The sequence below is a fragment of the Pseudomonas massiliensis genome, from assembly GCF_000826105.1.
Lineage (GTDB): Bacteria > Pseudomonadota > Gammaproteobacteria > Pseudomonadales > Pseudomonadaceae > Aquipseudomonas > Aquipseudomonas massiliensis.
In genome coordinates, this window is the sequence record NZ_CCYK01000006.1 from 487,103 (window position 1) to 511,701 (window position 24,599).

Below are 24,599 nucleotides of genomic sequence, written 5' to 3' on the forward strand. Positions count from 1 at the left end.
GTGCCCGGATGTCCGGGGCTTGGTTTGGTAGGCACAATTGGACTCGAACCAACGACCCCCACCATGTCAAGGTGGTGCTCTAACCAACTGAGCTATGTGCCTGCTGTGGCGCGGCATTCTACGCACATTCGAACGCCTGTCAATATCTATTGCTGTAAACCTGCTACCTGCGAGGCTGTCATAAAGCCATCATCTTGCTCTGCTACAACCCGCCTGTCTTTTCCTTGCGCAGGCTGTTTCTCGTGTCGATCCTTCGTCGTTTCCGGTCTTTCCGCTTTCCCTTGATATTGCGCAGGCTCAGCATCGGCCTGCGTCTATTCGCGGGTTTCAGCCTGTGCGCGCTACTTCTGGCGGGCGTCGGGGCGTTTTCCTTGGTAGAGATACACGCGGTTCGCCACCAGGCGGAAGTGATCGAGCGCGGCCCCTTGAGCAGCATCGCTCAAGCCGATGCCATTGCCCTGGACCTGGGCAAGCTGCGTACCGAGGCCGCCTTGTTGATGAGCTCCGCCAATGACCCTGGCGAGATGGTCAACCGTCGCATCGCCATCGAACAGCTGGCCAGCAGCCTGCAACCGGGTTTCGACGCCTACCTGGCCAGCCTGCAGCCTGGCACCGAACAGGAATCCGTACAGCTACTGCGCGCCGCCTACGATCCTTTCCTGGCCTCGCTCAAGGAGGCCGTGGCCCTGATCGACCAGCAGCGCCCGGCCGAAGGGGTGCAAAAGGCCAGCGACGCCCTGGGGCTTCAAGGTGGCCTGATGGACATGCAAGTGCAGCTGCTACGCGAGTTGAACAAGCAGCGCTCCGCCGAAGCCGTGCAACAGGCGGCCGCCGCCGCGCGGCAAACGCAATTGATTGTCCCCGCCGCCATAGGCGCGGCCCTGCTGGTGATGCTGGTGCTTGCATGGCGCCTGACCATCAGCATCACCACGCCCCTGCGCCAGGCCGTGCAGGTTGCCCGGGCCGTGGCCAATGGCGACCTGCGCGAGTCTGTACAAAGCGAAGGCAAGGACGAAAGCGCGCAATTGCTGACCATGCTGGGTCATATGCGCGACCAGTTGCACGGCCTGCTCAGCCAACTGGGCGCCAGCGTGGACCGCCTCAATGCCGCGGCTCATGACATGGGTAGCGTGATGCAAGGCAGTGCCGAGGACCTGCGCGTTCAATACAACGAAATCGAGCAGGCCGCCACCGCGGTGAGTCAGATGAGCAGCGCGGTAGAAGCCGTGGCCGCCAACGCGCTCTCCACTTCCGACGCGTCGCGGGATTCGGCCAGCGCCGCCCACGATGGACAAGCCCAACTGGACGCCGCCATGGGTGATATCGACCAACTGGCCAGCCAGGTGGAAAGCGCCGCCAGCCAGGCGCGACAGCTGGCCAGCCAGACCCAGAACATCCACAAGGTACTGGACGTGATCCGTAACGTTGCAGAACAAACCAACCTGCTGGCCCTCAACGCCGCCATCGAAGCGGCGCGCGCGGGTGAAGTGGGCAGAGGGTTCGCGGTCGTGGCCGATGAAGTCCGTGGCTTGGCACATCGCACTGGCGCTTCCACGCGCGAAATCGAGCAGATGATGAGCGAAATCCGCAGCGGCACCGACCTGGCCGTGAGCGCCCTCAGCGAAAGCGCCACTCAGGCCGGGCGTACCCGCGTACGAGCTCAAACCGCCCGCAACACCCTTGGCACCATCTACGAGTCGGTCGCCGGGATCGACAGCCGCAACCAGGTCATCGCCCGCGCCGCCGCCGAGCAGGCGCAAGCCTCGCGCAGCGTCGACAGTACCCTGGTGCGCATCCGTGACCTCTCCCTGCAAACCGCCAGCGGCGCCTCCAATACCCGCGCCGCCAGCGAATCCCTGGAAGACCTGGCTGGCGAACTGAAGCGCATGATGGGGCGGTTTGCGCTTTGAGGTAGTGGGTTGCAGGCCGGCGCTGATGCCTCAGGCCAGCGGGTGGCAACCCGGACGAGGCTGCAACCCAGGCAATGCTCGGCTGTCCTAGCCTCTGTACGCGCTGCCGACGCGCAACCCAGGCCCACCCATGCCACTGCCCCATCTACCTCATCGCCGCTGGCTCTTCCTGGCGGCCGTCTTCCTCCTGCTGGGGGTGGCGCTGCCTTATGGCTGCTCTCGCCTGGCCTATAAGGAACGGGAGCTGATCTTCAACATCGAGCCGGGCCCGGCGAGCTGGTTCGGCGGGCTGCCGGCCGGTGTCGCGGAGATGGACATCCCGCTGGCGGCGAACCCGGCGAGTCCGCGTCAGTACGTGCATGCCTGGTGGTGGCCAGCGGCTCGCAAAGGTGCGCCAGCCGCGCTCTACCTACACGGTACTCGCTGGAACCTCACCGCTCAGGTCCGGCGAATCACCCAACTGCGAGCGCTGGGCTTTTCCGTGCTGGCTATCGATTATCGGGGCTTTGGGCAAAGCCCTGGCGCGCTTCCTTCCGAGCGCAGCGTGTACGAGGACGCCCAGGCCGGCTGGGCTCGCCTGGCGGACCTGCAGCCCGAACCCAGCCAGCGCTTCATCTATGGTCACTCCCTGGGCGGTGCCATTGCCGTGGAGTTGGCCAAGCGCGCCGCCGAGGGTGAAGTGCCAGCGGCGGCGGGGCTGATCGTCGAGTCCACCTTCACTGACATGGCGGACGCTGCCCAGGCGGTGATGGATACCTCGCTGCCGCTGCGCTGGGTGCTGTCCGAGAAGTTCGCTTCCATCGACAAGATCGGCAAGATCAAGGTGCCAGTCCTGATTGTGCACGGCACCGCGGACAAATACGTGCCAGACCGCTTCAGTCGTCAGCTGTATGCCGCCGCCGCCGAGCCCAAGCGGCTATTGCTGGTGCCTGGCGCCACTCACCTCAACGCCATGACCCTGGGCAGCCAGCAATATGCGCAGGCGTTGCAGAAGCTGTTCGGAATCGATGGCCGAGCTGGCGCCCTGCCAACGCGACCCGGTAAGCCTCAGATTGTAAATTTTCATACAGAACCTAACGCAGCGGCCCGTAGTCAGTAGCTCATCTTCCGGAGCGAACACCATGACCGAGCCCAATCACTCCCATCACCAAGAAACCCCTGGCCTGTCCAGCGATGAACGTCAGGAGGTGGATGAAAAGGCGCCGCCCCGGCCGGCGGTGCTGCACGAGATCATCCGCAGCCAGGGCGACCATGAACTGGAGCGCAGCGTGGCGGCGCTGTTCTGGTCAGCCCTGGCCGCCGGCCTGACCATGGGCCTGTCACTGATGGCCATGGGGCTGCTCAACGCGCGCCTGCCCCAAGGAGAGGCCAGCCACGTGATCGCCAGCTTCGGCTACTCCGCAGGGTTCCTCGCGGTGATCCTGGCCCGTCAGCAGCTGTTCACCGAAAACACCATTACGGCAGTATTACCGGTGATGACACACCCTACCCTGGCGAACTTCGGTCGCCTGCTGCGGCTATGGGGTGTGGTGCTGGGCGGTAACCTGGTCGGCACCCTGCTGGTGTCCTGGGTAATGCTGCGCCTGCCTATTTTCAACGCACCCACTGACGCCGCCTTCCTGGAGATCGGCCGCAAGGTGATGGAAAACAGCACCACCCAAATGTTCTCCAAGGGGATCGTCTCGGGCTGGATGATCGCGACCCTGGTCTGGATGATCGCCGGCCTGGACAATGCCCGGATCTGGATGATCATCATGGTCACCTACCTGATGGCCCTGGGGGATTTCACCCATATCGTGGTAGGCGCGGCGGAAACTTCTTACCTGGTCTGGGCAGGCGAGTTGTCCTGGCATGACTTCTGGCTGGGCTTCGCCGGCCCGACCCTGGCGGGCAATATCATCGGCGGCAGCTGCATCTTCGCGCTGATCAGCCACGCGCAGATTCGCAGCGACGCCTCTACCCACCCCGGCCCTGATCAGGGCCGGTAGGCTACCTCGCTCTCGCCGGTTGCCGACTGCCCGTCGGCCAGCTCACGCCACCACTGGTCGCCAGGCTTGGGCGACAGCAGGTCCAGGCGCTCTCCCAGGCGAGGCGTGGCCAGAGGCATGCCCGCTGCCTGGGCCAGCCGGGTGATGCGTTCGAACGGCTCCTGCCAGGCGTGGATGGACAGGTCGAAGGTGCCATTGTGGATCGGCAGCATCCAGCGGGCGCCAACGTCCTGGGCGGCCTTGAGGCTCTGCTCGGGCTGCATGTGCACGTTGGGCCAGGCCAGGTTGTAGGCGCCGGTCTCCACCATGGCCAGGTCGAACGGGCCGTAGCGTTCACCGATGCGCTTGAAGCCGTCGAAGTAACCGGAGTCTCCGCTGAAGAACAGTCGCCAGCCGGGCGTGATCATCACCCAGGAGGCCCATAGCGTATGGTTGCTGTCGAACAGCCCTCGCCCGGAAAAATGCTGCGTGGGCGTGGCGGCGAAGCGCGCCCCCGCGGCTTCGGTTTCCTGCCACCAGTCCAGCTGGCGAACCTTGTCTGGAGCGATGCCCCACTTCACCAGGATATCCCCCACCCCCAGCGGCGCCAGGAACAGCTCGGTACGTGCCGCCAGGGCCATGACACTGTCATGGTCCAGGTGATCGTAGTGATCATGCGATAGCACCACCGCCGCCAAGGGCGGCAGGTCGGCCAGGGCTATGGGAGGCGCATGGAAGCGTCGTGGCCCCGCCCATTGCACCGGGGAGGCGCGCTCGGAGAATACCGGGTCGGTAAGGAAGAAACGGCCAGCCGTCTTGATCAGCACGGTGGAATGCCCCAGCCGCCACAGGCTGTTGTCAGGCGCTTCAAGTAGCGCCTGGGTAGAGAGCTGCTGAACAGGCAAGGGCGCGCCGGGGCGCGTCTGGGGAGGCTTGCGCAACAAAAGGTACTTGAAACCGATGCGCAGCTTCTTCCATACCCCGTCCTTGGGAAGCGCGGTGAGGTTCTGGTAACGCCCATCCTCCTGGCGAGAATGAGGCAGGTCCGTGGGCTGCTGGTCAGCGTGCAAGACAGGCGAAGCCATCAGTAACATCACTCCCATCGCAACATTTAGTTTCACTTGACCTCCAGCGCGTGTGGCAAGGGGGCTGTGGCCGTTCAGCATACAGAGGCCGCCCTGCTCTTGCATGAAGACAGCGCCGGGCCGCTGACGGTCGGTCTACGCTTTCTGGAACCTCCGCCGCCCTGGTTCGTCGAGATATCATAAGCCCTGGCGCGCAGGACCCGTGGCTTGCAAGGAGGCCACGTCGCCGCTCGCGTCAGGCAGAGCGTGGCGAACTCCGCGGCCTTGCACAAGGAACCTGCCGATCAATGGAAACGAACGTGTCCGCGTCAGGCAGCAAGCCCCAATTCCTGCGCACCCGCAGGTTCTTGCTGATCGTCGGTGCCTTGTTCGCCATTACGTTCGCCGCTGCGCTGGCGACGCTCTTCGCCCTGGCCAACCGGCTGGACAGCACTGAGATCGAGCAAAGCCGTTTCTTCACCCAGCGAGCTCTGGACGCCAGGATCGCCGGCAACATGGCCATGTTGCTGACCAACGCCGTGTGGGACGAAGCCTACAATGCCTTGGCCGCCCAGCCCTTGAACCGGCACTGGGCCTTCGAAGAACGCAATATGGGCAGCACCCTCTATACCACCACCGGTTACGAAGCGGTGTTCGTCATTGATCGCCGACAGACCCGCTACGCCCTTTACAAAGGGCAGCTGAGCGACGCGCCCTTCGCTTCGTTCATCGACCATGGCCAGGCGCAGATCGTCGACGCGGCCAGGGAAGCCGGCGCGCAAAAGCGTGGCATCAGCCGCTATGTGCTGTTCAACGGTTGGCCCGCCCTGCTGGTGGCCGCTGTCCTTCAGCCTGAACGGCCGCTGCCGGCGCAGGAGATCCAGACGCTGCCCGTGCTGGTTTTCGTCGATCAACTGACTCCTGAAAAACTCGCGCTGATGGGCGAAAGCTTCGGCCTGAAAAACCTTAGCGTGGACCGGCAGCCCGGGCCAAGGGCCCACATGCCCCTGGATGGCACCAGCTTCGAACTCACCTGGAACCAGGCCCAGCCCGGGCGCGAGCTGTTATGGAGTGTATTGCCAGCCCTGGTCACCATCGGGGTCATTCTGGCCTTGCTGTTGGCCTATTTCTTCTATTTCGCCATGCGTGCATCACGCCGCATCGATGAGCATCTGCAAGTGCTCAAGGCCAGCAACCGGGCCCTGGAAGCCAGTGAAGAGCGCTTCCGTGCCGTGGCTGAAGCCGCCTCGGACTGGATCTGGGAAACCGACGGCCGCGGTCGCCTCACCTATCTTTCGGCCCGTTTCGCCCAGGTGACCGGTTATGACATCCAGAGCCTGATGGGCGTTTCCGTCGACCAGTTGCTCAGCTGCGAGACCACCCCCATCGCGCCCTGGCTGGCCTCGCTTCCGGAACACCCCAACGCGACCTCGACACTGCGCTGCGGTTACCGGGACAACAATGGCGACCGCCGCCACTGTCGCGTTTCCGCGCGCCCTATCATGGACAGCGGCCAGGCCGTCGGCTTCAGGGGCACCGCCACCGACATTACCGACGAAGTCGCGGCCCAGGCCCAGATCCAGCATCTGTCCTTGCACGACCCGCTGACCGGCCTGCCGAACCGTAACCTGCTGGGACGTTACCTGGAGGAAGCCCTGACAACTCGAGGGGAAGGGCCACCCCTGACACTGATCCTCATCGACCTGGGCAACTTCAAGCCGATCAACGACAGCCTTGGACATCCGGCGGGCGACGTCGTGTTGCGGGAAATCGCCAAGCGTCTGAAGGCCAGTACCCGCGACCTCGACCTGGTGGCCCGGCTGGGCGGCGACGAGTTCGTGCTGATCCTGTGTGGCCCGGAAAACCGTTTCGAGATCGATCGCTTCTGCCAGCGCCTGATCGACAGCCTGCAACATCCAGTTGTGCATGGCGAACACAGCCTGCATGTGGGGGCCAGCCTGGGTATTGCTCAGAGTCGCCTGCAGGGGTATGACGGCCATGAATTGATCCGCTGCGCGGATATTGCGCTGTACGAGGCCAAGGCCGGCGGCAAGAACACCTGGCGTTACTTCTCCGAACAAATGAGTGAGCAGATCCAGCATCGTCGGCGCCTGGAAAGTGAGCTGCGCCTGGCCATCCGCAACGAAGAACTGGTGCTGCACTATCAGCCCCGGTATCAGGTGAATGGGCTGAGCATTGTCTCGGTGGAGGCCCTGGTGCGCTGGAACCACCCTATCGAAGGCCTGATCGGCCCGGACACCTTTATTCCCTTGGCCGAGCAATCGGAGCTGATCGTGCCCTTGGGGCGCTGGGTGCTGTACGAAGCCTGCCGCACGGCCTGTCAGTGGCCTGCGCCCTTGATGGTGTCGGTCAACCTTTCGCCCGCTCAGTTCGCTCGCAGCGACGTGGTCAAGGATGTGCGGGACGCCCTGATCGCCAGCGGCCTGCCCGCGCAGCGACTGGAACTGGAGATCACCGAGAACGTGATGCTCACGGCTATCGACAATGCCCTGGCTACCATGATCGCCCTCAAGGAGCTGGGAGTGCGCCTGAATATGGACGACTTTGGCACGGGCTATTCGTCCCTCGGCTACCTGCGCGCCTACCCCTTCGACAGCATCAAGATCGACCGCCGCTTCATCGCGGCGCTCAATGGCAGCACCGCCTCGGAAGGCGACCGGGCGGTGGTGAGGGCGATCATCAGCCTGGGCAAAGCCATGGGCATGACGGTGACTGCCGAAGGCGTGGAAACCGAGCAGCAGCTCAGCGCCCTGACCATCGATCAGTGCCATGAAGTGCAAGGCTATTTCCTGAGCCGGCCCGTGGACCAGGCATCCCTGGAACAGTTGCTGGCGACGGCCGAGTCCCCTGCGCTGTTCCAGCCGACCAGGGAAAGCTGAGCTGTACAGCTTTTATCAACCCTTGGGACACAGCCATGGGGGGCTCGCCGACCAACGGACGCGCCGCGCCGCTTCGCTGTGCAGGGGTAATCGATTCAGCCTGTCGGCCAGCCATGGCACTTTTGTAGAGGTTAGGTACAAAGCCGTTAAAGGTCAGTCATTCCCGGCCGATGATATGGCAACCTCCCTCTGTTCTTGTCGGGTGCCGCCGTGTTCAACAACAAACTCAAAGCTGAATTAGCCGCGCTCCGGGAAGAGCTGGCCGCCGTTAAACAGATCCGTGACGGACTCAATGCGGACATGATCGTCCTGCGCCTGGATACCCAGGGCCACATTCTGGATGTAAACGCCAACTTCGAGCAGGAGATGTGCTACCGCCGCCAGGATCTAATCGGCCGCCGTCTCGATGACATCGTGCCCGCCCATGTGAAGAATGACCCTTTCCATCAGCGCGTGCGCAATGCTTGCGACAAAGGTGAATCGTTCGCCGGCGCCTTGCGCCTGTCGCGCGGCAACGGCAAGGAAGCCTGGCTTCGTGGCCTGATGGTGCCGATGCGCAACCCGAACGGGGTAATCGATGAGTTTTGCATCTATGCCAGCGATCTGACCCGTACCATCGAAACGTCCCGTGAACAGGAAGGCCTGATCAAGGCCTTGATGCGCTCGACGGCCTTCATCGAGTTCGACCTGCAAGGCCATGTGCTCACGGCCAACGAGCAATTCCTGCACGGCATGGGCTATCGCCTGGAGCAGATCAAAGGCAAGCATCACCGCCTGTTCTGCCGACCCGATGAATACAATTCGTCTGAATACCAGGCTTTCTGGGAGCGTCTGCGCCGTGGCGAATACGTGGCCCAACGTTTCGAACGCGTCGATGCCCATGGGCGTCCGGTATGGCTGGAAGCTTCCTATAACCCGGTGCTGGACGCCAACGACCGGCTGATCAAGGTAGTGAAGTTCGCGACCGTCATCACCGACCAGGTAAATCGTGAGCAGGCTGTGGCGGAAGCCGCGACCATTGCCTATAGCACTTCGGTGCAAACGGACAGCAGCGCGCAGCGCGGCGCCAATGTGGTCCAGGAAACCGTGGCGGTGATGCGCGACCTGGCCAAGCACATGCAGGACGCCGCCGAGGGCATCGAGGCACTGGATCAGCAAAGCCAGGTCATCAGCACCATCATCAAGACCATCAGTGGCATCGCCGAGCAAACCAACCTGCTGGCGCTCAACGCGGCCATCGAAGCGGCCCGGGCCGGCGAGCAGGGTCGTGGGTTCGCCGTGGTTGCCGACGAGGTGCGTCAATTGGCTTCCCGCACCACCCAGGCAACCGCTGAGATCGCTGGCGTGGTGCAGCAGAACCAGAAGCTGGCATCCGATGCGGTGACGGTCATCGCTACCGGCAAGCAGCAGGCTGAGAGTGGTCTGGAACTGGCGGGGCAAGCCGGGGATGTGATCGTGGAGATCCAGGACGGCGCGCAGAAAGTGGTCAGCGCGGTCGGCCAGTTCGCCAACCAGCTGGGTCAGTGACGGCCCTGCCCTACCCTTGTCGGTAGGGCAGCGCTTGCCGTGCTTCGAGCGCGTATTGGGCAATGCCGGCGCGCTCCTGCTCGAGGAACTCCGCCACCGCCGCCCTCAGGCCAGGGTGCGCCAGGTAATGCCAGGAACGGGTGATCACCGGTTCGAATCCTCGAATCAGTTTATGCTCGCCCTGGGCGCCTGCGTCGAACCGAGTCAGCCCCAGGGTGATGGCCTGGTCCATGCCCTGGTAGAAGCAGGTTTCAAAGTGCAGCCGATCGAATTCGGCCAGCCCCCCCCAGTAGCGCCCATACAGGGTGCCCTTGTCCATCAGGCAGAACGCCATGGCTACCGGCCGCCCCCGCTGACGGGCGAACACCACGCGTAGCGCCTCGGGCATGCGCTCGGCCAGCAGGCTGAAGAAGGCACGTTCCAGGTAAGGCGCCTGGCCGCGCACCTCATAGGTATTGGCATAACAGGCATAGACGAAGTCCCAATGGGCCTCGCTCAGCTCTGCGCCGCACATCCATTCGAACTCGAAACCCTGGGCCGCTACCTGCTCACGCTCCTTGCGCATCTGCTTGCGCTTGCGCGAGCTCAAGGTGTCGAGGAAATCCTGAAAATCCCGATAATCACGGTTATGCCAGTGGTACTGGCAGCCCCAGCGCTCCAGCCAGTGCGCCTCGGTGGCCATTTTTTCGTTCAGGTCGGGCTCGGTGAAATTGATATGTGCTCCCGAGTACCCTTGAGCGAGCAAGTGTTCAGGCAGGGCCCGGATCAGGTCCATGCCATGCTCCAGGTCCGGCGCCAGTAACCGCGGCCCGGTCACCGGGCTGAACGGCACGGCGCACAACAACTTTGGGTAATACCGCAGCCCCGCGCGCCGGCAGGCATCCGCCCAACCGTGATCGAACACATACTCTCCATACGAATGCCGCTTGCGGTAGGCCGGCAGCGCGGCGCGTAACTCATCGCCCTCCCAGGCCAGCAAGTGTTCAGCCCGCCAACCGCTACCAGGTCCAAGGCTGCCACTGTCTTCCAGACTGCTCAGGAAGGCGTGGCGCAGGAAGGGCTGCTCGTGGGGCAACAAGGCATCCCAGCAGGCGGCAGGCACCTCGGCCAGGCGATTCACGATCTGCATGTTCATCATGCGCCCCTCAGTTCGACGTAGAGGCAGTATCGCGTAAAAGCCTGCGGCAGTTCTCGGTTTCAATACCGATGGTCTGAGAGGAGCATTCATCTCACCCGCGGCGCGCGGTTTCTTTATCAATAGATCGAGCCTATCTGGATGCCGAACCGCCAGATAAAGGCACTTTGCCTATATATTGCGAAAAATCCTTGGGCCAGAGCTATTTGTACCGCTTCGCTTGTCATGAAACTGCCATCTTTTCGCCACTAACCTGTCATAGGCCGCCGCAATACTTGCGCCAGATTTCGAAGACGGGGCAGCCCAGGCGCAACCCCGCGATGCCGTCCTTCCGGACCTGTCCTTGGGGTGAATTCATCCCGCTTTAATAACCAGGGAGAACCTTATGCGTCTTGTTTCAACACGAACCGGAGCGGGTGTTTGCGCCGCCATGCTGCTGGCTGCCACCGTGCCTGCCCACGCTGCCGTGGACGAAAAACTGCTGGAAATGCTCCGCGCCAACGGTTCGATCAGCGCCGGCCAATACGCCGAACTCCAAGGCGAGCTGGCGCGTGACAAGCAAGCGCAGGCGCAACAGATCGCTGCAGCGCAGGAAGCGAAAAAGCAGGAACTGTCTGCCTTCGAGCAAAAGGTGGCCTGGGCCGCCAAGACCCAGATCAAAGGTGACGTTCGTCTTCGTTACGAAGACCAGAACGCCGATGGCGGTGCTGCTCGTGACACCGACCGCCAACGGGTTCGCGCCCGTTTCGGTGTGTACAGCGAGATCAACCCGCAAGTGGACGCCGGCATCCGCCTGGCCACTGGCAGCAGCAGCGACGCCCGTTCCACCAACGAAAACCTGGACAACTACTTCGTCAAGAAGAGTTCCTGGGTCGACCTGGCCTACCTGGACTACCATCCTACCGCCTTGCCTAACCTGCATCTGATCGGTGGCAAGATGCTGCAACCGTGGGTAAACATGGGCGACGTGATCTGGGACGGGGACATCAACCCCGAAGGCCTGACCGCGACCTACAAGCACTCCCTTGGCGGCAAGAACGAACTGTTCGGCAGCGCTGGCTATTACAACCTCAAGGACAACGTCGACGGCGAAGGCGTGCAGTTCCGCCACGATATGAAGATGTACGCTGGCCAACTCGGTGGCCGCTTCGGTCTGACCGACAATCTGAAGCTGACCGTGGGCGGCAGCGTGTACGGGTTCGACGGCGAAGGCGAAGATACCGCGACCACCCTGTCGATCAACGGCAACACCCGCAACGAAGAATTCAAGTTGTATGAAGGCTTCGCCCAGATGGACGTTAGCGGTCTGGCCATCCCTCTCGCCGTTTATGGTCAGTTCGTGAAGAACGCCGACGCCAGCGACGACCACGACACCGCCTGGCTGGTAGGCGCCAAGACCAAGGTATTCGACAAGTGGGGCCTGGACTACAACTATCGTGACGTGCAGCGTAACGCGGTGGTCGGTGCCTTCACCGATTCGGACTTCGGCGGCGGCTACACCGGCGCTCGCGGGCACAAGCTGAAGGTGTCCTACGACATCGACAAGAACTTTGCTCTGGGCGCGACCTACTTCATGGCCGAGTCTGATACCTACGTGACCAACAAGACCAACGCCGACGTAGACACCCTGCAGGTGGACGTGGAAGCGAAGTTCTGATTCACCGGCAATACCGTTCGCCAGCCGCGCCGGCGCCTCTCAGGGACCTCATCCACCCCTGGCAGGCGTCGGCGCGGCTTCGTTCAACCTGAACCGAACCCCATCTGTTCGACCACTCGGTGGGACCCAGCACCAGCCGGGGAATGTACCCTCCGAGATCCGCCTATTCGGCAGCTTCGCTGCCTCCTACCGGGCGAACCTGAGCTAAGCCTTCACTGGCTGGACCCCGGTGGGACCCAGCGCCAGCTGGGGAATCTACCCTCCGAGATCCGCCTATTCGGCAGCTTCGCTGCCTCCTACCGGGCTAACCTGAGCTAAGCCTTCACTGGCTGGACCTCGGTGGGACCCAGCGCCAGCTGGGGAAGCCGTGCTGGCGCTTACCGCTTGCGCAGAATCACACTGCCGATCGAGTAGCCCGCGCCAAACGAACTCAGCACCCCGAGAGCGCCACTGGGCAAGTCGTCCTGGTGCTTGTGCAGGGCAATCACCGAACCCGCGGAACTGGTATTGGCATAGGTATCGAGGATTACCGGTGCTTCCTCGGCGCTGGCATCGCGACCCAGAAGCTTCTTCACGATCAGCTGGTTCATGCTCAGGTTGGCCTGGTGCAGCCAGAAGCGCGAAACCCGACTGACCTGGATATCGTTCTCTTCCAGATGCTTGCCGATAAGCTCGGCCACCATGGGGCAGACCTCACGGAAGACCTTGCGCCCTTCCTGCACGAACAGCTTGTCATCGCCACCGACGCCCTCTTCCGCCGCCCGATTGAGGAAGCCGAAGTTGTTGCGAATGTTGTTGGAGAACTGAGTGAGCAGCTTGGTACTGAGTACCTCGAACTGGTAAGGCGAGCTGGCCAGGTCGGCACGCTCGAGCAGCACGGCGGTTGCCGCGTCACCGAAAATGAAGTGGCTGTCGCGGTCACGGAAATTCAGGTGCCCGGTGCAGATTTCCGGGTCCACCACCAGCACAGCCCGGGCCTGCCCCAGCTGCACCGCGTTGCAGGCCATCTGGATGCCGAAGGTGGCCGAGGAACAGGCCACGTTCATGTCGAAGCCGAACCCCTGGATACCCAGGGCCTGTTGCACTTCGATGGCCACCGCCGGGTAGGGCCGCTGCAGGTTGGAGCAGGCGACGATCACCGCGTCCACGTCGGCGGCCGTGCGGCCGGCGCGTTCCAGGGCCTGGCGCGCGGCGGCCACCGCCATCTCGCACAGGATGGAAGGCTCGTCGTTACTGCGCTCCGGCAGGCGCGGCACCATGCGCAGGGGGTCGAGAATGCCGGCCTTGTCCATCACGTAGCGGCTCTTGATGCCGCTGGCCTTTTCGATGAAGGCGGCGTTGGACTCGGGCAGCGGCTCGCGTTCGCCGCGGGCGATAGCCTCGGCATGGGCGGCGTTTTCCTGCTGTACCCAGGTATTGAACGACTCCACCAGCTCTTCGTTGCTGATGCTGTAGGGCGGCGTGAACAGCCCGGTGCCACTTATCACGACGTTATACACGCTCGTTCCTCTGAATGTTGGAGCGCCTCGCAGGCGACGGAGGCGGATTTTGCCACACCTGGGACGAACGTGCTGGTTTTGCCCAGTGTCCCAGGGGCGCTATCAGGGTTCGACCAGCGCCCACTGCTTGGCCAGACGCTTGTCCGAAATGGGCACGCGGGTGCCCAGCTGCTGGGCGAAAAGCGATACCCGGTATTCCTCCAGCCACCAGCGGTAAGTGACCAGTTCGGGGTCGCGCCTGCCCTCCTGGGCGTGCTTGGTCGCCCGCGCCTGGTATTGGGCCCACAGCCCGCCCAGCTCCGCGCTCCACACCCGGTCACGCTGGACCTGGGCACCCAGCTTGTCGAGCCGCAACTCCACTGCTCTGAGGTAGCGTGGTAGCTCCTTGAGCCAGTGGACGGGGGTTTCCCGTACGAAACCAGCATAGATCAGGGCGGCCAGCTGCTGCTTGACATCATTGAGCGATACCGCCTGGGCAAGGTCGATACGGCCCTTGAAGCGCTTCTGCAGGCCATGCCAAAGGGTCAGGATTTCCAGTACCAGCCGCGCCAGGCGTTCGGCGTGCTCGGCCCAGGCGCCACGCTTGCGCTCGGCCAGGCTGGCCAGGCCGGCGCCATCACGGGGCAGGCTGGCTTCGCCTTCGAGTATGCAGGCGTCCAGGCTGGCCAGCAGGATGTCTTCGACCAGCGCCTCGATGCGGCCCAATTCGCGGTACAAGAGGCCCATCTGGGTCTGCCCCGGGAGCTTGCCGCGCAGGAAGCGGGCGGGCTCGGCCAGCTGTTGCAGCAACAGGCGCTGCAAGGCGCGACGGTGCTGGTAATCCGCTTCGGCGGCGGTTGAGAAACGGCCTTCGCGGACTTCGCCCTGCTCTTCCACCAAGGCCGGGTACACCGTGAGCTGCAGCCCGGCCACGTTTTGCCGCGCCGTCTGGGCTACGGCGGAGAACCCCTTGGACTGCACAGGCTCCGGCGCCTTGCTGGCAGTCGGCAAGGCCAGGGCGGCCTGTCCGGCTTCGGAGAAGCGGGCCGCCAGGGTATCCAGGTCACGCCCCTCGCCAAGGAACTTGCCGCTGGCATCCACCACCTCGATGTTCATCCTCAAGTGCCCTTCCAGGGCACGCTCCGCTTCGCCCCACTCCTCGTCGCTTACCCGGGCGCCCGTCATGCGGGTCAGCTCGGCCCCCAGAGCCTGGGGCAGCGCGCCCTGACCAAAGACCATTCGCGCCAGGGCCGCCTTGACGAAGTCAGGCACGGGCACGAAGTTCTTGCGCACGGCCTTGGGCAGGTTGCGGATCAAGGCGACGCAGCGGGCTTCGATCAACCCTGGCACCAGCCAGGCCAGGCGCTCGGCGGGCAGGCTTGGGAGCAGCGGTGCCGGTACCCGAACAGTAACGCCATCGCGCGGGTCGCCAGGTTCGAAGTGGTAGGTCAACGGCAACGCCAATTCGCCCAGCCTGAGGGTGTCGGGATAGAGCGCGGCGGTGACCTCGGTGGCCTCCCGGGCCAGCACGTCCTCCTCGCGCATGATCAGCAGGTCGGGGTCTTTCTGGCTCTGGGCGCGATACCAGCTGTCGAAGGTGGCGGTCTGGTAAATGTGTTCAGGAAGCCGCGCTTCGTAGAAGGCGTACAGGGTTTCTTCATCGGCCAGGATATCCCGTCGGCGGGCCTTGGCCTCCAGTTCGTCGAGCCGCTCCAGCAGAGCGCGATTGGCACCCAGGCAGCGGGCCTTGGACTGGATCTCGCCACGCACCAGGCCTTCGCGAATGAACAGCTCCCGCGAGGCCACCGGGTCGATGGGGCCGAAATGCACCGGCCGGCGGCCGACGATGATCAGACCATAGAGCGTGACCTGCTCGTAGGCCACCACCTGGCCGCGCTTCTTTTCCCAATGGGGTTCGAAGTGGTTGCGCTTGGTCAAATGCTCGGCCAGGGGCTCGAGCCACTGATTGTCGATCTTGGCCACCATGCGGGCATACAGCTTGGTGGTTTCCACCAGCTCGGCGGCCATCAGCCATTGAGGCCGCTTGCGGCCGATTCCGCTGGAAGGGTGAACCCAGAATCGCCGCTGCCGAGCCCCCAGGTAGTCCCCTTCCTCGGATTTCTGCCCGATCTGGCTGAGCAGCCCGGACAGAATGGCCTTGTGCAGCTTGGCGTAGTCGCAGGGTTCAGGGTTGACCGGCAGTTGCAGCTCCCGACAGATCAAAGCGAGCTGGCGGTGAGCGTCTCGCCATTCGCGCAAGCGCAGATAGTTGAGGAATTGCTTGCGACACCAGTTGCGCAGCGGGTTGGAGCCCAACGCCTGGCGCTGGGCCTCGAAGCCGTTCCACAGGTTGACCAGGGCGGTGAAGTCCGAGTCCACGTCCTTCCATTGGGCGTGGGCCTGGTCGGCAGCCTGCTGCCGCTCAGGCGGCCGCTCGCGCGGGTCCTGCACGGACAGGGCGCTGGCCACGATCAGCACCTCGGCGAGGCTGCCCTGCTCCGCGCCCTCCAGCAACATCCGCCCCAGGCGCGGGTCTACGGGCAGCCTGGCCAACTGCCGCCCCAGCGGCGTGAGCCGGTTGTCCCGGTCAACGGCGCGCAGTTCCTGCAACAAATTGAAGCCATCGCTCACCGCCTTGCCGTCCGGCGGCTCGATGAACGGGAAGGCATCGATGGCACCCAGGCGCAGATGCAGCATCTGCAGGATCACCGCCGCCAGGTTGGTGCGCAGGATTTCCGGGTCGGTGAATGCAGGGCGAGCGTTGAAGTCTTCTTCGCTGTAGAGGCGGATGCACAGCCCGGGCTCGACCCGACCACAGCGCCCCTTGCGCTGGTTGGCGCTGGCCTGGGACACCGCCTCGATCGGAAGGCGCTGGACCTTGGCCCGGTAGCTGTAGCGGCTGACCCGCGCGGTGCCGGTGTCGATCACATAGCGAATGCCCGGTACCGTCAGTGAGGTTTCCGCCACGTTGGTAGCCAGCACCACCCGGCGGCCGGGATGGGCCTGGAAGATGCGCTGCTGCTCGGCGGGCGACAAGCGCGCATACAGTGGCAGGATTTCCGTATGGCGTAGCTGGGCCTTGCGCAGATAGTCCGCGGCATCGCGGATCTCGCGCTCGCCCGGCAGGAACACCAGCACATCGCCGGGGGTCTTGCGTTCGCGGCGCTCCAGCTCGGCCAGTTCCTCAAGCGCGGCCAGGATGCCCTGATCCACGGTGAGGTCCTCCTCCACCGGATTGCCGTCTTCGTCCTGCTCGCCCACCAAGGGGCGGTACCAGAGGTCCACCGGGTAAGTACGCCCGGACACCTCGATTACGGGCGCGCCATCGAAATGCTTGGAGAACCGCTCCAGGTCGATGGTCGCCGAGGTGATGATGACCTTGAGGTCTGGCCGGCGTGGCAGCAGGGTTTTCAGGTAGCCCAGCAGGAAATCGATGTTCAGGCTGCGCTCGTGGGCTTCGTCGACGATGATGGTGTCGTAGCGTTCGAGGAAGCGGTCATGCTGGGTTTCCGCCAGCAGGATACCGTCGGTCATCAGCTTGACCAGGCTGCTGGGGCCGGTCTGATCCTCGAAACGCACCTGGTAGCCGACCAGGCCACCCAGGGGCGTGCCCAGCTCCTCGGCCACCCGGGTGGCCACGCTGCGGGCGGCGATCCGCCGGGGCTGGGTATGGGCGATCAAGCCCGCCTGGCCGCGGCCCAGCTCAAGGCAGATCTTGGGCAACTGGGTGGTCTTGCCCGAGCCCGTCTCGCCGGCGATCACCACCACCTGGTGTTCGGCGATCAGGGCCTTGATCTCGTCCCGCTTGGCGGCGATGGGCAGTTGGTCGTCATAAGCGATGCGCGGCACGCTCGCGCGACGCGCCTCCACGGCCGCGCAGGAAGCACGATAGCGCTCCAGCCAACGCGCCAGCTTGGCTTCGTCAGGTGTCTTGCGCAGCTCCTGGAGCTGGCGGCGCAGGCGGTGGCGGTCGGCGGTCTGGGCTTGGTCGAGGTTGCGCAGCAGGGTATCGAAGGAAGGCGTCGATTCGGTCATCAGTCAGGCCCGAAGGGGCACGGCAGGAAAAAGTAGGGCCGATTGTCGCAGATTTGCGCCCCCTTAGGGGCTCTCAAGGGCCGCTCGATGTTTAGTCGGCAGCTCAGTGAAGATCGTCGAATGCCCGTTGAAGTGGACAACGAAGCCGTGTGAGTATCCGGGCATGACCGCTACTGCCCTCCTCTCGCGCAACGCTACCGGCCCTTCCTTCGCGAAGCGCGGCGAGCATCCTGGGCAGAATCCACTGTTCAACGTCATTCTCGCCTTCTGGGCCCTGTGGCATTGCCGCCATGCTCGCCCGCCGGACACCCTCGCTTAAGGCTTCCCCATAACCCGTGCCGCCGCGGCACGGCTGTGAAACCGTGCGCCTGGACGGCGCGAGCGAGTGAGCCATGTTTGCCAACGAAGTAGAAGCGCGGCTGTTCCTGCAGGAACAGCCCGACATCGAGCTGTTCGAGCTTTTCATTCTCGACGCCAGTGGCGTGCCCCGGGGCAAGCTGCTGCACCGGGAGGAATTGCTGGACACCTACCGTAGCGGCCGGCCGTTGCCCAGCACCATGCTGGGCCTGACGCTGCAGGGCGAAGATGTGGAAGGCTCCGGCCTCGTCTGGGACGTGGGCGATATCGACTGCCGCGCCTATCCCCTGCCGGGAAGTCTGGTTCCGCTGCCCTGGCGACAGATTCCCACGGCAGCGCTGCAGGTAAGCATGCACCCGGTAGAGGGCATGCCTGCCACGGTCGCCGACCCTCGCCACCTTCTGGCCGGGGCGATCCAGCGGCTGGAAGCCATCGGCTTACATCCGGTGATGGCATGCGAGCTGGAATTCTACCTGCTCGACCAGCAACGCGACGGCCAGGGCCGACCGCAACCGGCACTGGATGCCGATGGCGGCCGGCCTCGAGCCACCCAGGTCTATGGCCTGCGCGAGCTGGAACAGATCGAGCCCTTCCTGGCCGACCTGTACAGCGCCTGCAGGCTGCAGGGGATACCGGCGCGCACGGCCATCTCCGAATACGCGCCTGGTCAGGTAGAGATCACCCTGGAGCATGGTCCGGCCTTGCAGGCCATGGACCAGGCCGTGCGCTACAAGCGCCTGGTCAGGGGCGTGGCCCACCGTCATGGCATGCAAGCCTGCTTCATGGCCAAACCCTTCGGCCACCTGGCCGGCACGGGGATGCACATGCATGTAAGCCTGGCGGATGACCGAGGCCGCAACCTGTTCGCCAGCGAAGACAAAGCCGGCACGCCTCTGCTAGGCCAGGCGGTCGGCGGCATGCTCGAACACCTGCTCGACAGCCTGTTGCTGTTCTGCCCCAACGCCAACTCCTATCGCCGCTTCCAGGCCAACAGCTATGCCCCCCTGGCGCCCACCTGGGGCGTGGACAACCGCACCGTCAGCCTGCGCGTACCGGGCGGCCCCGCTTCCAGCCGGCATATTGAACACCGCGTCTGTGGCGCTGATGCCAACCCTTACCTCGCGGCAGCGGCAATACTGGCCGCTATCGAAGATGGCATCCGCCGCCAGCTCGACCCTGGTGCGCCCGTGCAAGGCAACGGCTATGCCCAGGCCACCACCTTCCTGCCCACGGACTGGCTGAGCGCCTTGAACGCCTTCGAGGCGTCGCCGTGGGTGCGTGAGGCGTTCGGCGATGGCTTCCGGCGGGTGTACCTGGCGGTAAAGCGCGCCGAATATCGACAATTCATGGCCGAAGTCAGCGAGCAAGACTGGCGCTGGTATCTGACCCAAGCCTGAGCCTGCATCCGGAGTAAAGAGCATGACCCCTCGTAGCCCTTCCTATTACACCGCGACCATTGGCCAGGAGAGCGATTACCCCGTCTGCCAAGGCACCTATGAAGTGGACGTGGCCATCATCGGCGGCGGCTTCACCGGCGTCGCCACGGCCGTGGAACTGGCCGAGCGCGGCTACCGCGTGGCCATCGTCGAGCAGAACAAGGTCGGCTGGGGCGCCAGCGGGCGCAACGGTGGCCAGGTCACCGGCAGCCTCTCCGGAGATCAGGCGATGCGCAAGCAGATGCGCGTCCGCCTGGGCGGACAGGTGGATGACTTCATCTGGGCGTTGCGCTGGCGCGGTCACGACATCATCGAGCAAAGGGTGACGCGTTATGCCATCGACTGCGACCTGCGCCATGGCCACCTGCATGCCGCCCTCAAGCCGGCCCATATGGACGAATTGCGCGCCAGCCTGAGCGAAGCCCAAACCCGCGGCATGGGCGACAGGGTCACGTTACTGGACCGCGCCGGCGTGCGGGACCACCTGCAAAGCGACCTTTACATAGGCGCGCTGAAAAATACCCGCAACCTGCACCTGCATCCCTTGAACCTGTGCCTGGGCGAAGCCCGGGCCGCCCATGGCCTGGGCGCACGGGTGTTCGAGAACAGCGAGGTCGTGGAGATCGTTCACGGCCCACGCCCGGCCCTGGTGACCGCCCATGGGCGCATCGACGCAGCCCAGGTGGTGCTGGCCGGTGACGTTTATCATCGGCTGGAGCCCGCCCGGCTGGGCGGCAAGATCTTCCCGGCCATGGGCAGCATCGTCGCCACGGCGCCGCTGGGCGAGCTGGCCCGGGAGCTCAATCCCCAGAACCTGGCGGTATACGACTGCCGCTTCGTGCTGGACTATTACCGGTTCACCGCCGACGGCCGCCTACTGTTCGGCGGTGGTGCCAACTATTCAGGCAGGGATTCGCGGGATATCGCCGGGGAACTGAGGCCCTGCATCGAGCGCACCTTCCCCCGCCTCAAGGGCGTGCCCATCGACTTCCAGTGGAGCTGCGCCATGGGCATCGTGGTCAACCGGATTCCGCAATTGGGCAAGCTGTCCGAGAATGTCTGGTATTGCCAAGGCTATTCGGGCCACGGCATCGCTACCAGTCACATCATGGGAGAAATCATGGCCGAAGCGGTCAGCGGTACCCTCAACCGCTTCGACACCTTTGCCCAGTGCCGTCACGTCCGGGTACCGGCCGGGAGGCTGCTGGGCAATCCCTTGCTCGCGGCAGGCATGTGGTATTACCAGATGCTGGAAAAGCTGCGCTAGCCCGAAACCTGCTGGACCCAGCGGCAGGTGGGGAACCGCTGCAAAACCTGCGCGATCATTCGGCAGCTGCCGCTGCCTCCCACAGGATGAACTGAACCCCTGAGCCAACCGGAAACCTGTAGGACCCAGCGCCAGCTGGGGAATCGCTGCCAGACCCTTGCGATCATTCGGCAGCTGCCGCTGCCTCCCACAGGATGAACTGAACCCTAAGCCAACCGGAAACCTGTGGGACCCAGCGCAAGCTGGGGAATCGCTGCTGCGGGAGCTCAGGCGGTTTTCTTCAGGCCCAGCTTCTTGAGCTCTGCGTCACGCAGTTCGCGGCGCAGGATCTTCCCTACGTTGGTAGTGGGCAGGCTGTCACGGAACTCCACGGCCTTCGGCACCTTGTAGCCAGTGACATTGGCGCGCATGTGGTCCAGAACCTGATCCTTGGTCAGGCTCATGCCCGGCTTGATCACCACGAATACCTTGATGGCCTCGCCGGATTTTTCATCGGGGATGCCGATGGCCGCGCACTGGAACACGCCTGGCAGGGTTACCAGGACATCTTCCAGCTCGTTGGGATAGACGTTGAAACCGGAGACCAGGATCATATCCTTCTTGCGGTCGACGATGCGGATATAGCCATCCGGTTGAATGATCGCAATATCGCCGGTCTTGAGCCAGCCGGCTTCATCGAGCATTTCAGCGGTAGCGTCCGGGCGTTCCCAGTAGCCTTTCATTACCTGCGGGCCCTTTACGCAGAGTTCGCCTGTTTCACCAAGGCCGAGTTCACGGCCAGTGTCATCGATGACCCGGCACAAGGTGGAAGGCACTGGAATGCCGATGGTGCCGATTTGCACCGCCTGCTTGGGGTTTACGGTAGCGACCGGGCTGGTTTCGGTCATCCCGTAGCCTTCGCAGATGGAGCAGCCAGTGACTTCCTGCCAACGGTCGGCCACTGCCACCTGCAGGGCCATGCCGCCCGAAAGCGTGAGCTTGAGGGGCGAGAAGTCCAGTCGGCGGAATTCGGCGTTATTGCACAAGGCCACGAACAGCGTATTGAGGCCTACGAAACCGGTGAATTTCCACTTGCCCAACTCTTTGACCATGGCCGACAGGTCGCGGGGGTTACTGATGAGCACGTTGTGGTTGCCCATGAGCATCATGGCCATGCAATGGAAGGTAAAGGCGTAGATATGGTAGAGCGGCAGCGGGGTGATGAGGATCTCGCATCCCTCGGCCAGGTTGGAACCCATCAGCGCCTTGCACTGCAACATGTTGGCTACCAGGTTGCGATGGGTCAGCATCGCGCCCTTGGCAACCCCGGTGGTGCCGCCAGTGTACTGCAGCACGGCCACATCCCCGGAGGGCGGGTTGGCTTCGGTTACCGCAATGCCGCGCCCCAGGGCCAGGGCCTGGTTGAAAGGCACGGCATCCGGGATGTGGTAAGGCGGCACCATCTTTTTAACATAGCGCACCACGCTGTTCACCAGCAGGCGCTTGACCGGCGGCAGCAGGTCGGCCACCTCGGTGATGATCACATGGCGCACCGAAGTACGCGGAACCACGGCCTGCGCCAGGTGAGCCATGTTGGCCAGGCATACGAGGGCCTTGGCGCCCGAATCCTTGAACTGGTGCTCCATTTCCCGCGCGGTGTACAGGGGATTGGTGTTGACCACGATCAAGCCGGCGCGGATGGCACCAAACACCGCCACCGGGTATTGAAGGACGTTGGGCAGCTGTACGGCGATGCGGTCGCCAGGAACCAGGTCCGTATGTCGCTGCAGCCAGGCCGCGAATGCCCCGGACAGTTCATACAGCTCGCCATAGGTCAGTGTCTTGCCCAGGTTGCTGAAAGCTGGCTTGTCGGCGAAGCGCTGGCACGACGCTCGCAGCACCGCCTGGATGTTGGGATAGGCGTCTGGATCGATCTCGGCCGGAATGCCTTGAGGGTACTTGTCTGTCCAGAAATTGTCGGCCATGGAACCCTGCTCCTCGTGCAGCGAGATCAGCGCATTCGATGCGGTTTTTATAGATATGTCAAAAGCGCGCCGAGATTAGCAGTTTTGCCAGATACCGCCTAGAGCCACGGCAGGCTATCAAGTCATATTGAAAACCCACCGCGAAGCTTTGGTCACGTTTAGAGTAATTGCTCTAAACCTTGCCGGCCGCCTGGTTCGAGACTTCCGCGGCGAGAGCTTCGTCGCGCAGGGCACGTCGAAGGATCTTGCCTACCGGTGTCATGGGTAGGCTCTGGCGGACTATCACCTGACGGGGCACTTTGTAGGCGGCCAGGTTTTCCCTGCACCAGGCCTGAAGGCTGGCTTCGTCGCAGCCGCCTTCGCGGGGCACGACGTACAGCCGTACGGCTTCACCCGTACGCGGATCCGGAACGCCAATGGCAGCGCAGTTGAGTACCTGAGGATGCGCCATCACCACGTCTTCCACCTCATTGGGATAAACGTTGAAGCCGGAAACGATGATCATGTCTTTCTTGCGATCGACGATGCGCACGAAACCATCGGCTTCGATCACCGCCATATCGCCGGTGCGCAGCCAGCCGTCCGCGTCCAGCGCCTGAGCCGTGGCCTCAGGCTGCTGCCAATAGCCTTTCATGACCTGGGGGCCTTGCACACAAAGCTCGCCAGACTCACCAAGAGGCAATTCATTGCCCTGCTCGTCCACCACTTTCAGAGCCGTGCCGACCAGGGGCAAGCCCACCGTGCCAAGGCGAGCGGCCGCGCCATAAGGGTTAGTGCATACCACTGGCGAGGTTTCGGTCAGGCCATAGCCCTCGGCGATGCGGCAACCGGTCAGGGCTTCCCAGCGCTCGGCGGTGGCCCTGACCAGCGCGGTGCCGCCTGAATTGGTCACCTTGAGCCCGGAAAAATCGAGGCTGGCAAACCCGGGATGATCCATAAGGGCCACGAACAGCGTATTGAGGCCCACGAAGGACGTGAAGCGCCAACGCCCCAGTTCCTTGATGAAGGCCGGAATGTCTCGTGGATTGGTGACGAGGACGTTATGGTTGCCAGCCACCATCATGCACAGGCAGTGGGCGGTGAACGCATAGATGTGATAGAGCGGCAAGGGTGCGATGGCGATTTCCTCTCCCTCGCCCACCAGGGGGCGCCCGTCGGGCCCCAGCTGGCGAAACCATGCGTGCATCTGCTGCATGTTCGCCAACAGGTTGCCGTGGGTCAGCATGGCGCCCTTGGCCTGCCCTGTGGTGCCGCCGGTGTACTGCAGCACGGCGATGTCGCCGCGCTGCAAGGGTACCGGCGTGACGGCGCCCTTGCGCCCGACACGCAAGGCCTCGTTGAAGCGGACCGCCCGCGGGAGGCGATATTCGGGCACCATTTTCTTGAAGCGCGCTACCGCCAGGTTGACCAGCCAGCCCTTGGCGGGAGGCAGCAGGTCGCCCATGCGCGCCTCGATCAGGTAATCGATGGGCGTGTCCTTGACCACCTCTTGCACCCGGTCGCCGAAGAGATTCAGGTACACCAGCGCCCGCGCGCCGGAATCCTTGAACTGATGGCGCATTTCCCGAACGGTGTACAAGGGATTGGTGTTCACCACGATCAAGCCGGCGCACAGGGCGCCGAACACGGCGATAGGGTATTGGGAAACATTGGGCAGTTGCACCGCGATGCGGTCGCCAGGCAGCAGGTTCGTGTGCTGCTGCAACCATGAAGCGAAGCCCAGCGCCTCTCGCTCCAGCTCTGCATAGGTCAGGGTGCGGCCCATGTTGCTGAAGGCGGGCTTGTCGGCGAAGCGGCGACAGGCGTGCTGGAAGACGTCAACCACTGATTGCCAGGCGTTGAAGTCGATTACCGAAGGTACGCCCTGGGGGCGCTTGTCCTGCCAGAAGTCGGGTTGCATTG

Annotated in this window: 14 protein-coding genes, 1 tRNA gene and 2 pseudogenes; 10 read left to right on the plus strand and 7 right to left on the minus strand. The window is 63.6% G+C overall.

Features of this window, described 5'->3' with window-relative positions; translation table 11 throughout:
• Nucleotides 1-25 precede the first annotated feature (25 nt).
• Nucleotides 26-102 (minus strand) — tRNA-Val (locus BN1188_RS08245).
• 140 nt (nt 103-242) lie between these two features.
• Here BN1188_RS08245 and BN1188_RS08250 point away from each other — a divergent pair.
• The 3 genes from BN1188_RS08250 to BN1188_RS08260 all read left to right on the plus strand — a co-directional run bounded on the left by BN1188_RS08250 (nt 243) and on the right by BN1188_RS08260 (nt 3,898).
• Complete coding sequence (locus BN1188_RS08250; RefSeq protein ID WP_088776198.1) at nt 243-1,910, plus strand: methyl-accepting chemotaxis protein; 1,668 nt, start codon at nt 243-245, stop codon at nt 1,908-1,910.
• A gap of 130 nt (nt 1,911-2,040) precedes the next feature.
• Complete coding sequence (locus tag BN1188_RS08255) at nt 2,041-3,009, plus strand: alpha/beta hydrolase (RefSeq protein WP_084596181.1); 969 nt, start codon at nt 2,041-2,043, stop codon at nt 3,007-3,009.
• A gap of 22 nt (nt 3,010-3,031) precedes the next feature.
• Nucleotides 3,032-3,898 carry a formate/nitrite transporter family protein gene (locus tag BN1188_RS08260; protein WP_040260929.1) on the plus strand — a complete coding sequence of 289 codons (867 nt, stop codon included), beginning with the start codon at nt 3,032-3,034 and terminating at the stop codon, nt 3,896-3,898.
• Here BN1188_RS08260 and BN1188_RS08265 read toward each other — a convergent pair.
• A complete protein-coding gene (locus BN1188_RS08265) occupies nt 3,886-4,971 on the minus strand; it encodes an MBL fold metallo-hydrolase (RefSeq protein WP_084596182.1) in 1,086 nt (361 codons plus the stop codon). The two genes, BN1188_RS08260 and BN1188_RS08265, sit on opposite strands and share 13 nt — an antisense overlap.
• 278 nt (nt 4,972-5,249) lie before the next feature.
• On the opposite strand from BN1188_RS08265, the gene BN1188_RS08270 reads away from it, so the two are divergent.
• The 3 genes and pseudogenes from BN1188_RS08270 to BN1188_RS22290 all read left to right on the plus strand — a co-directional run.
• Nucleotides 5,250-7,841 carry a bifunctional diguanylate cyclase/phosphodiesterase gene (locus BN1188_RS08270; RefSeq protein WP_040260930.1) on the plus strand — a complete coding sequence of 864 codons (2,592 nt, stop codon included), beginning with the start codon at nt 5,250-5,252 and terminating at the stop codon, nt 7,839-7,841.
• A 300-nt stretch (nt 7,842-8,141) separates the two neighbouring features.
• Nucleotides 8,142-8,828 (plus strand): annotated as a pseudogene (locus tag BN1188_RS22285) (PAS domain-containing protein); the annotation flags it as partial.
• Nucleotides 8,829-8,933: 105 nt separating this feature from the next.
• A pseudogene (locus BN1188_RS22290) lies at nt 8,934-9,368 on the plus strand (methyl-accepting chemotaxis protein); the annotation flags it as partial.
• 10 nt (nt 9,369-9,378) lie between these two features.
• On the opposite strand, the gene BN1188_RS08280 reads toward BN1188_RS22290, so the two are convergent.
• Nucleotides 9,379-10,503 carry a GNAT family N-acetyltransferase gene (locus BN1188_RS08280; RefSeq protein ID WP_040261429.1) on the minus strand — a complete coding sequence of 375 codons (1,125 nt, stop codon included), beginning with the start codon at nt 10,501-10,503 and terminating at the stop codon, nt 9,379-9,381.
• A 385-nt stretch (nt 10,504-10,888) separates the two neighbouring features.
• Between BN1188_RS08280 and BN1188_RS08285 the strand changes: the two genes are divergently transcribed.
• Complete coding sequence (locus BN1188_RS08285) at nt 10,889-12,160, plus strand: putative porin (RefSeq protein WP_040260932.1); 1,272 nt, start codon at nt 10,889-10,891, stop codon at nt 12,158-12,160.
• A gap of 377 nt (nt 12,161-12,537) precedes the next feature.
• On the opposite strand, the gene BN1188_RS08290 is transcribed toward BN1188_RS08285, so the two are convergent.
• Nucleotides 12,538-13,659 carry a beta-ketoacyl-ACP synthase III gene (locus tag BN1188_RS08290; protein ID WP_040260933.1) on the minus strand — a complete coding sequence of 374 codons (1,122 nt, stop codon included), beginning with the start codon at nt 13,657-13,659 and terminating at the stop codon, nt 12,538-12,540.
• Between the two features lie 102 nt (nt 13,660-13,761).
• Nucleotides 13,762-17,673 (minus strand): ATP-dependent RNA helicase HrpA, encoded by a 3,912-nt coding sequence (hrpA, locus tag BN1188_RS08295; RefSeq protein WP_040260934.1) that lies wholly within the window; start codon nt 17,671-17,673, stop codon nt 13,762-13,764.
• A 163-nt stretch (nt 17,674-17,836) separates the two neighbouring features.
• Between hrpA and BN1188_RS21690 the strand changes: the two genes are divergently transcribed.
• From BN1188_RS21690 to BN1188_RS08305, 3 genes are all read left to right on the plus strand, one after another.
• On the plus strand, nt 17,837-17,992 hold the full coding sequence (locus tag BN1188_RS21690; RefSeq protein WP_187375317.1) for a hypothetical protein: 156 nt from the start codon (nt 17,837-17,839) through the stop codon (nt 17,990-17,992).
• Between the two features lie 73 nt (nt 17,993-18,065).
• A complete protein-coding gene (locus BN1188_RS08300; RefSeq protein ID WP_040260935.1) occupies nt 18,066-19,427 on the plus strand; it encodes a glutamine synthetase family protein in 1,362 nt (453 codons plus the stop codon).
• A 22-nt stretch (nt 19,428-19,449) separates the two neighbouring features.
• Nucleotides 19,450-20,733 (plus strand): NAD(P)/FAD-dependent oxidoreductase, encoded by a 1,284-nt coding sequence (locus tag BN1188_RS08305; protein ID WP_040260936.1) that lies wholly within the window; start codon nt 19,450-19,452, stop codon nt 20,731-20,733.
• Nucleotides 20,734-20,999: 266 nt separating this feature from the next.
• Here the strand turns inward: BN1188_RS08305 and fadD1 are convergent, their stop codons facing one another.
• Both fadD1 and BN1188_RS08315 read right to left on the minus strand, forming a co-directional pair.
• Complete coding sequence (gene fadD1 / locus BN1188_RS08310) at nt 21,000-22,697, minus strand: long-chain-fatty-acid--CoA ligase FadD1 (RefSeq protein WP_040260937.1); 1,698 nt, start codon at nt 22,695-22,697, stop codon at nt 21,000-21,002.
• Between the two features lie 172 nt (nt 22,698-22,869).
• Nucleotides 22,870-24,597, minus strand: a complete 1,728-nt coding sequence (locus BN1188_RS08315) for a long-chain-fatty-acid--CoA ligase (protein ID WP_052469212.1) — start codon at nt 24,595-24,597, stop codon at nt 22,870-22,872.
• Between the last annotated feature and the right edge of the window lie 2 nt (nt 24,598-24,599).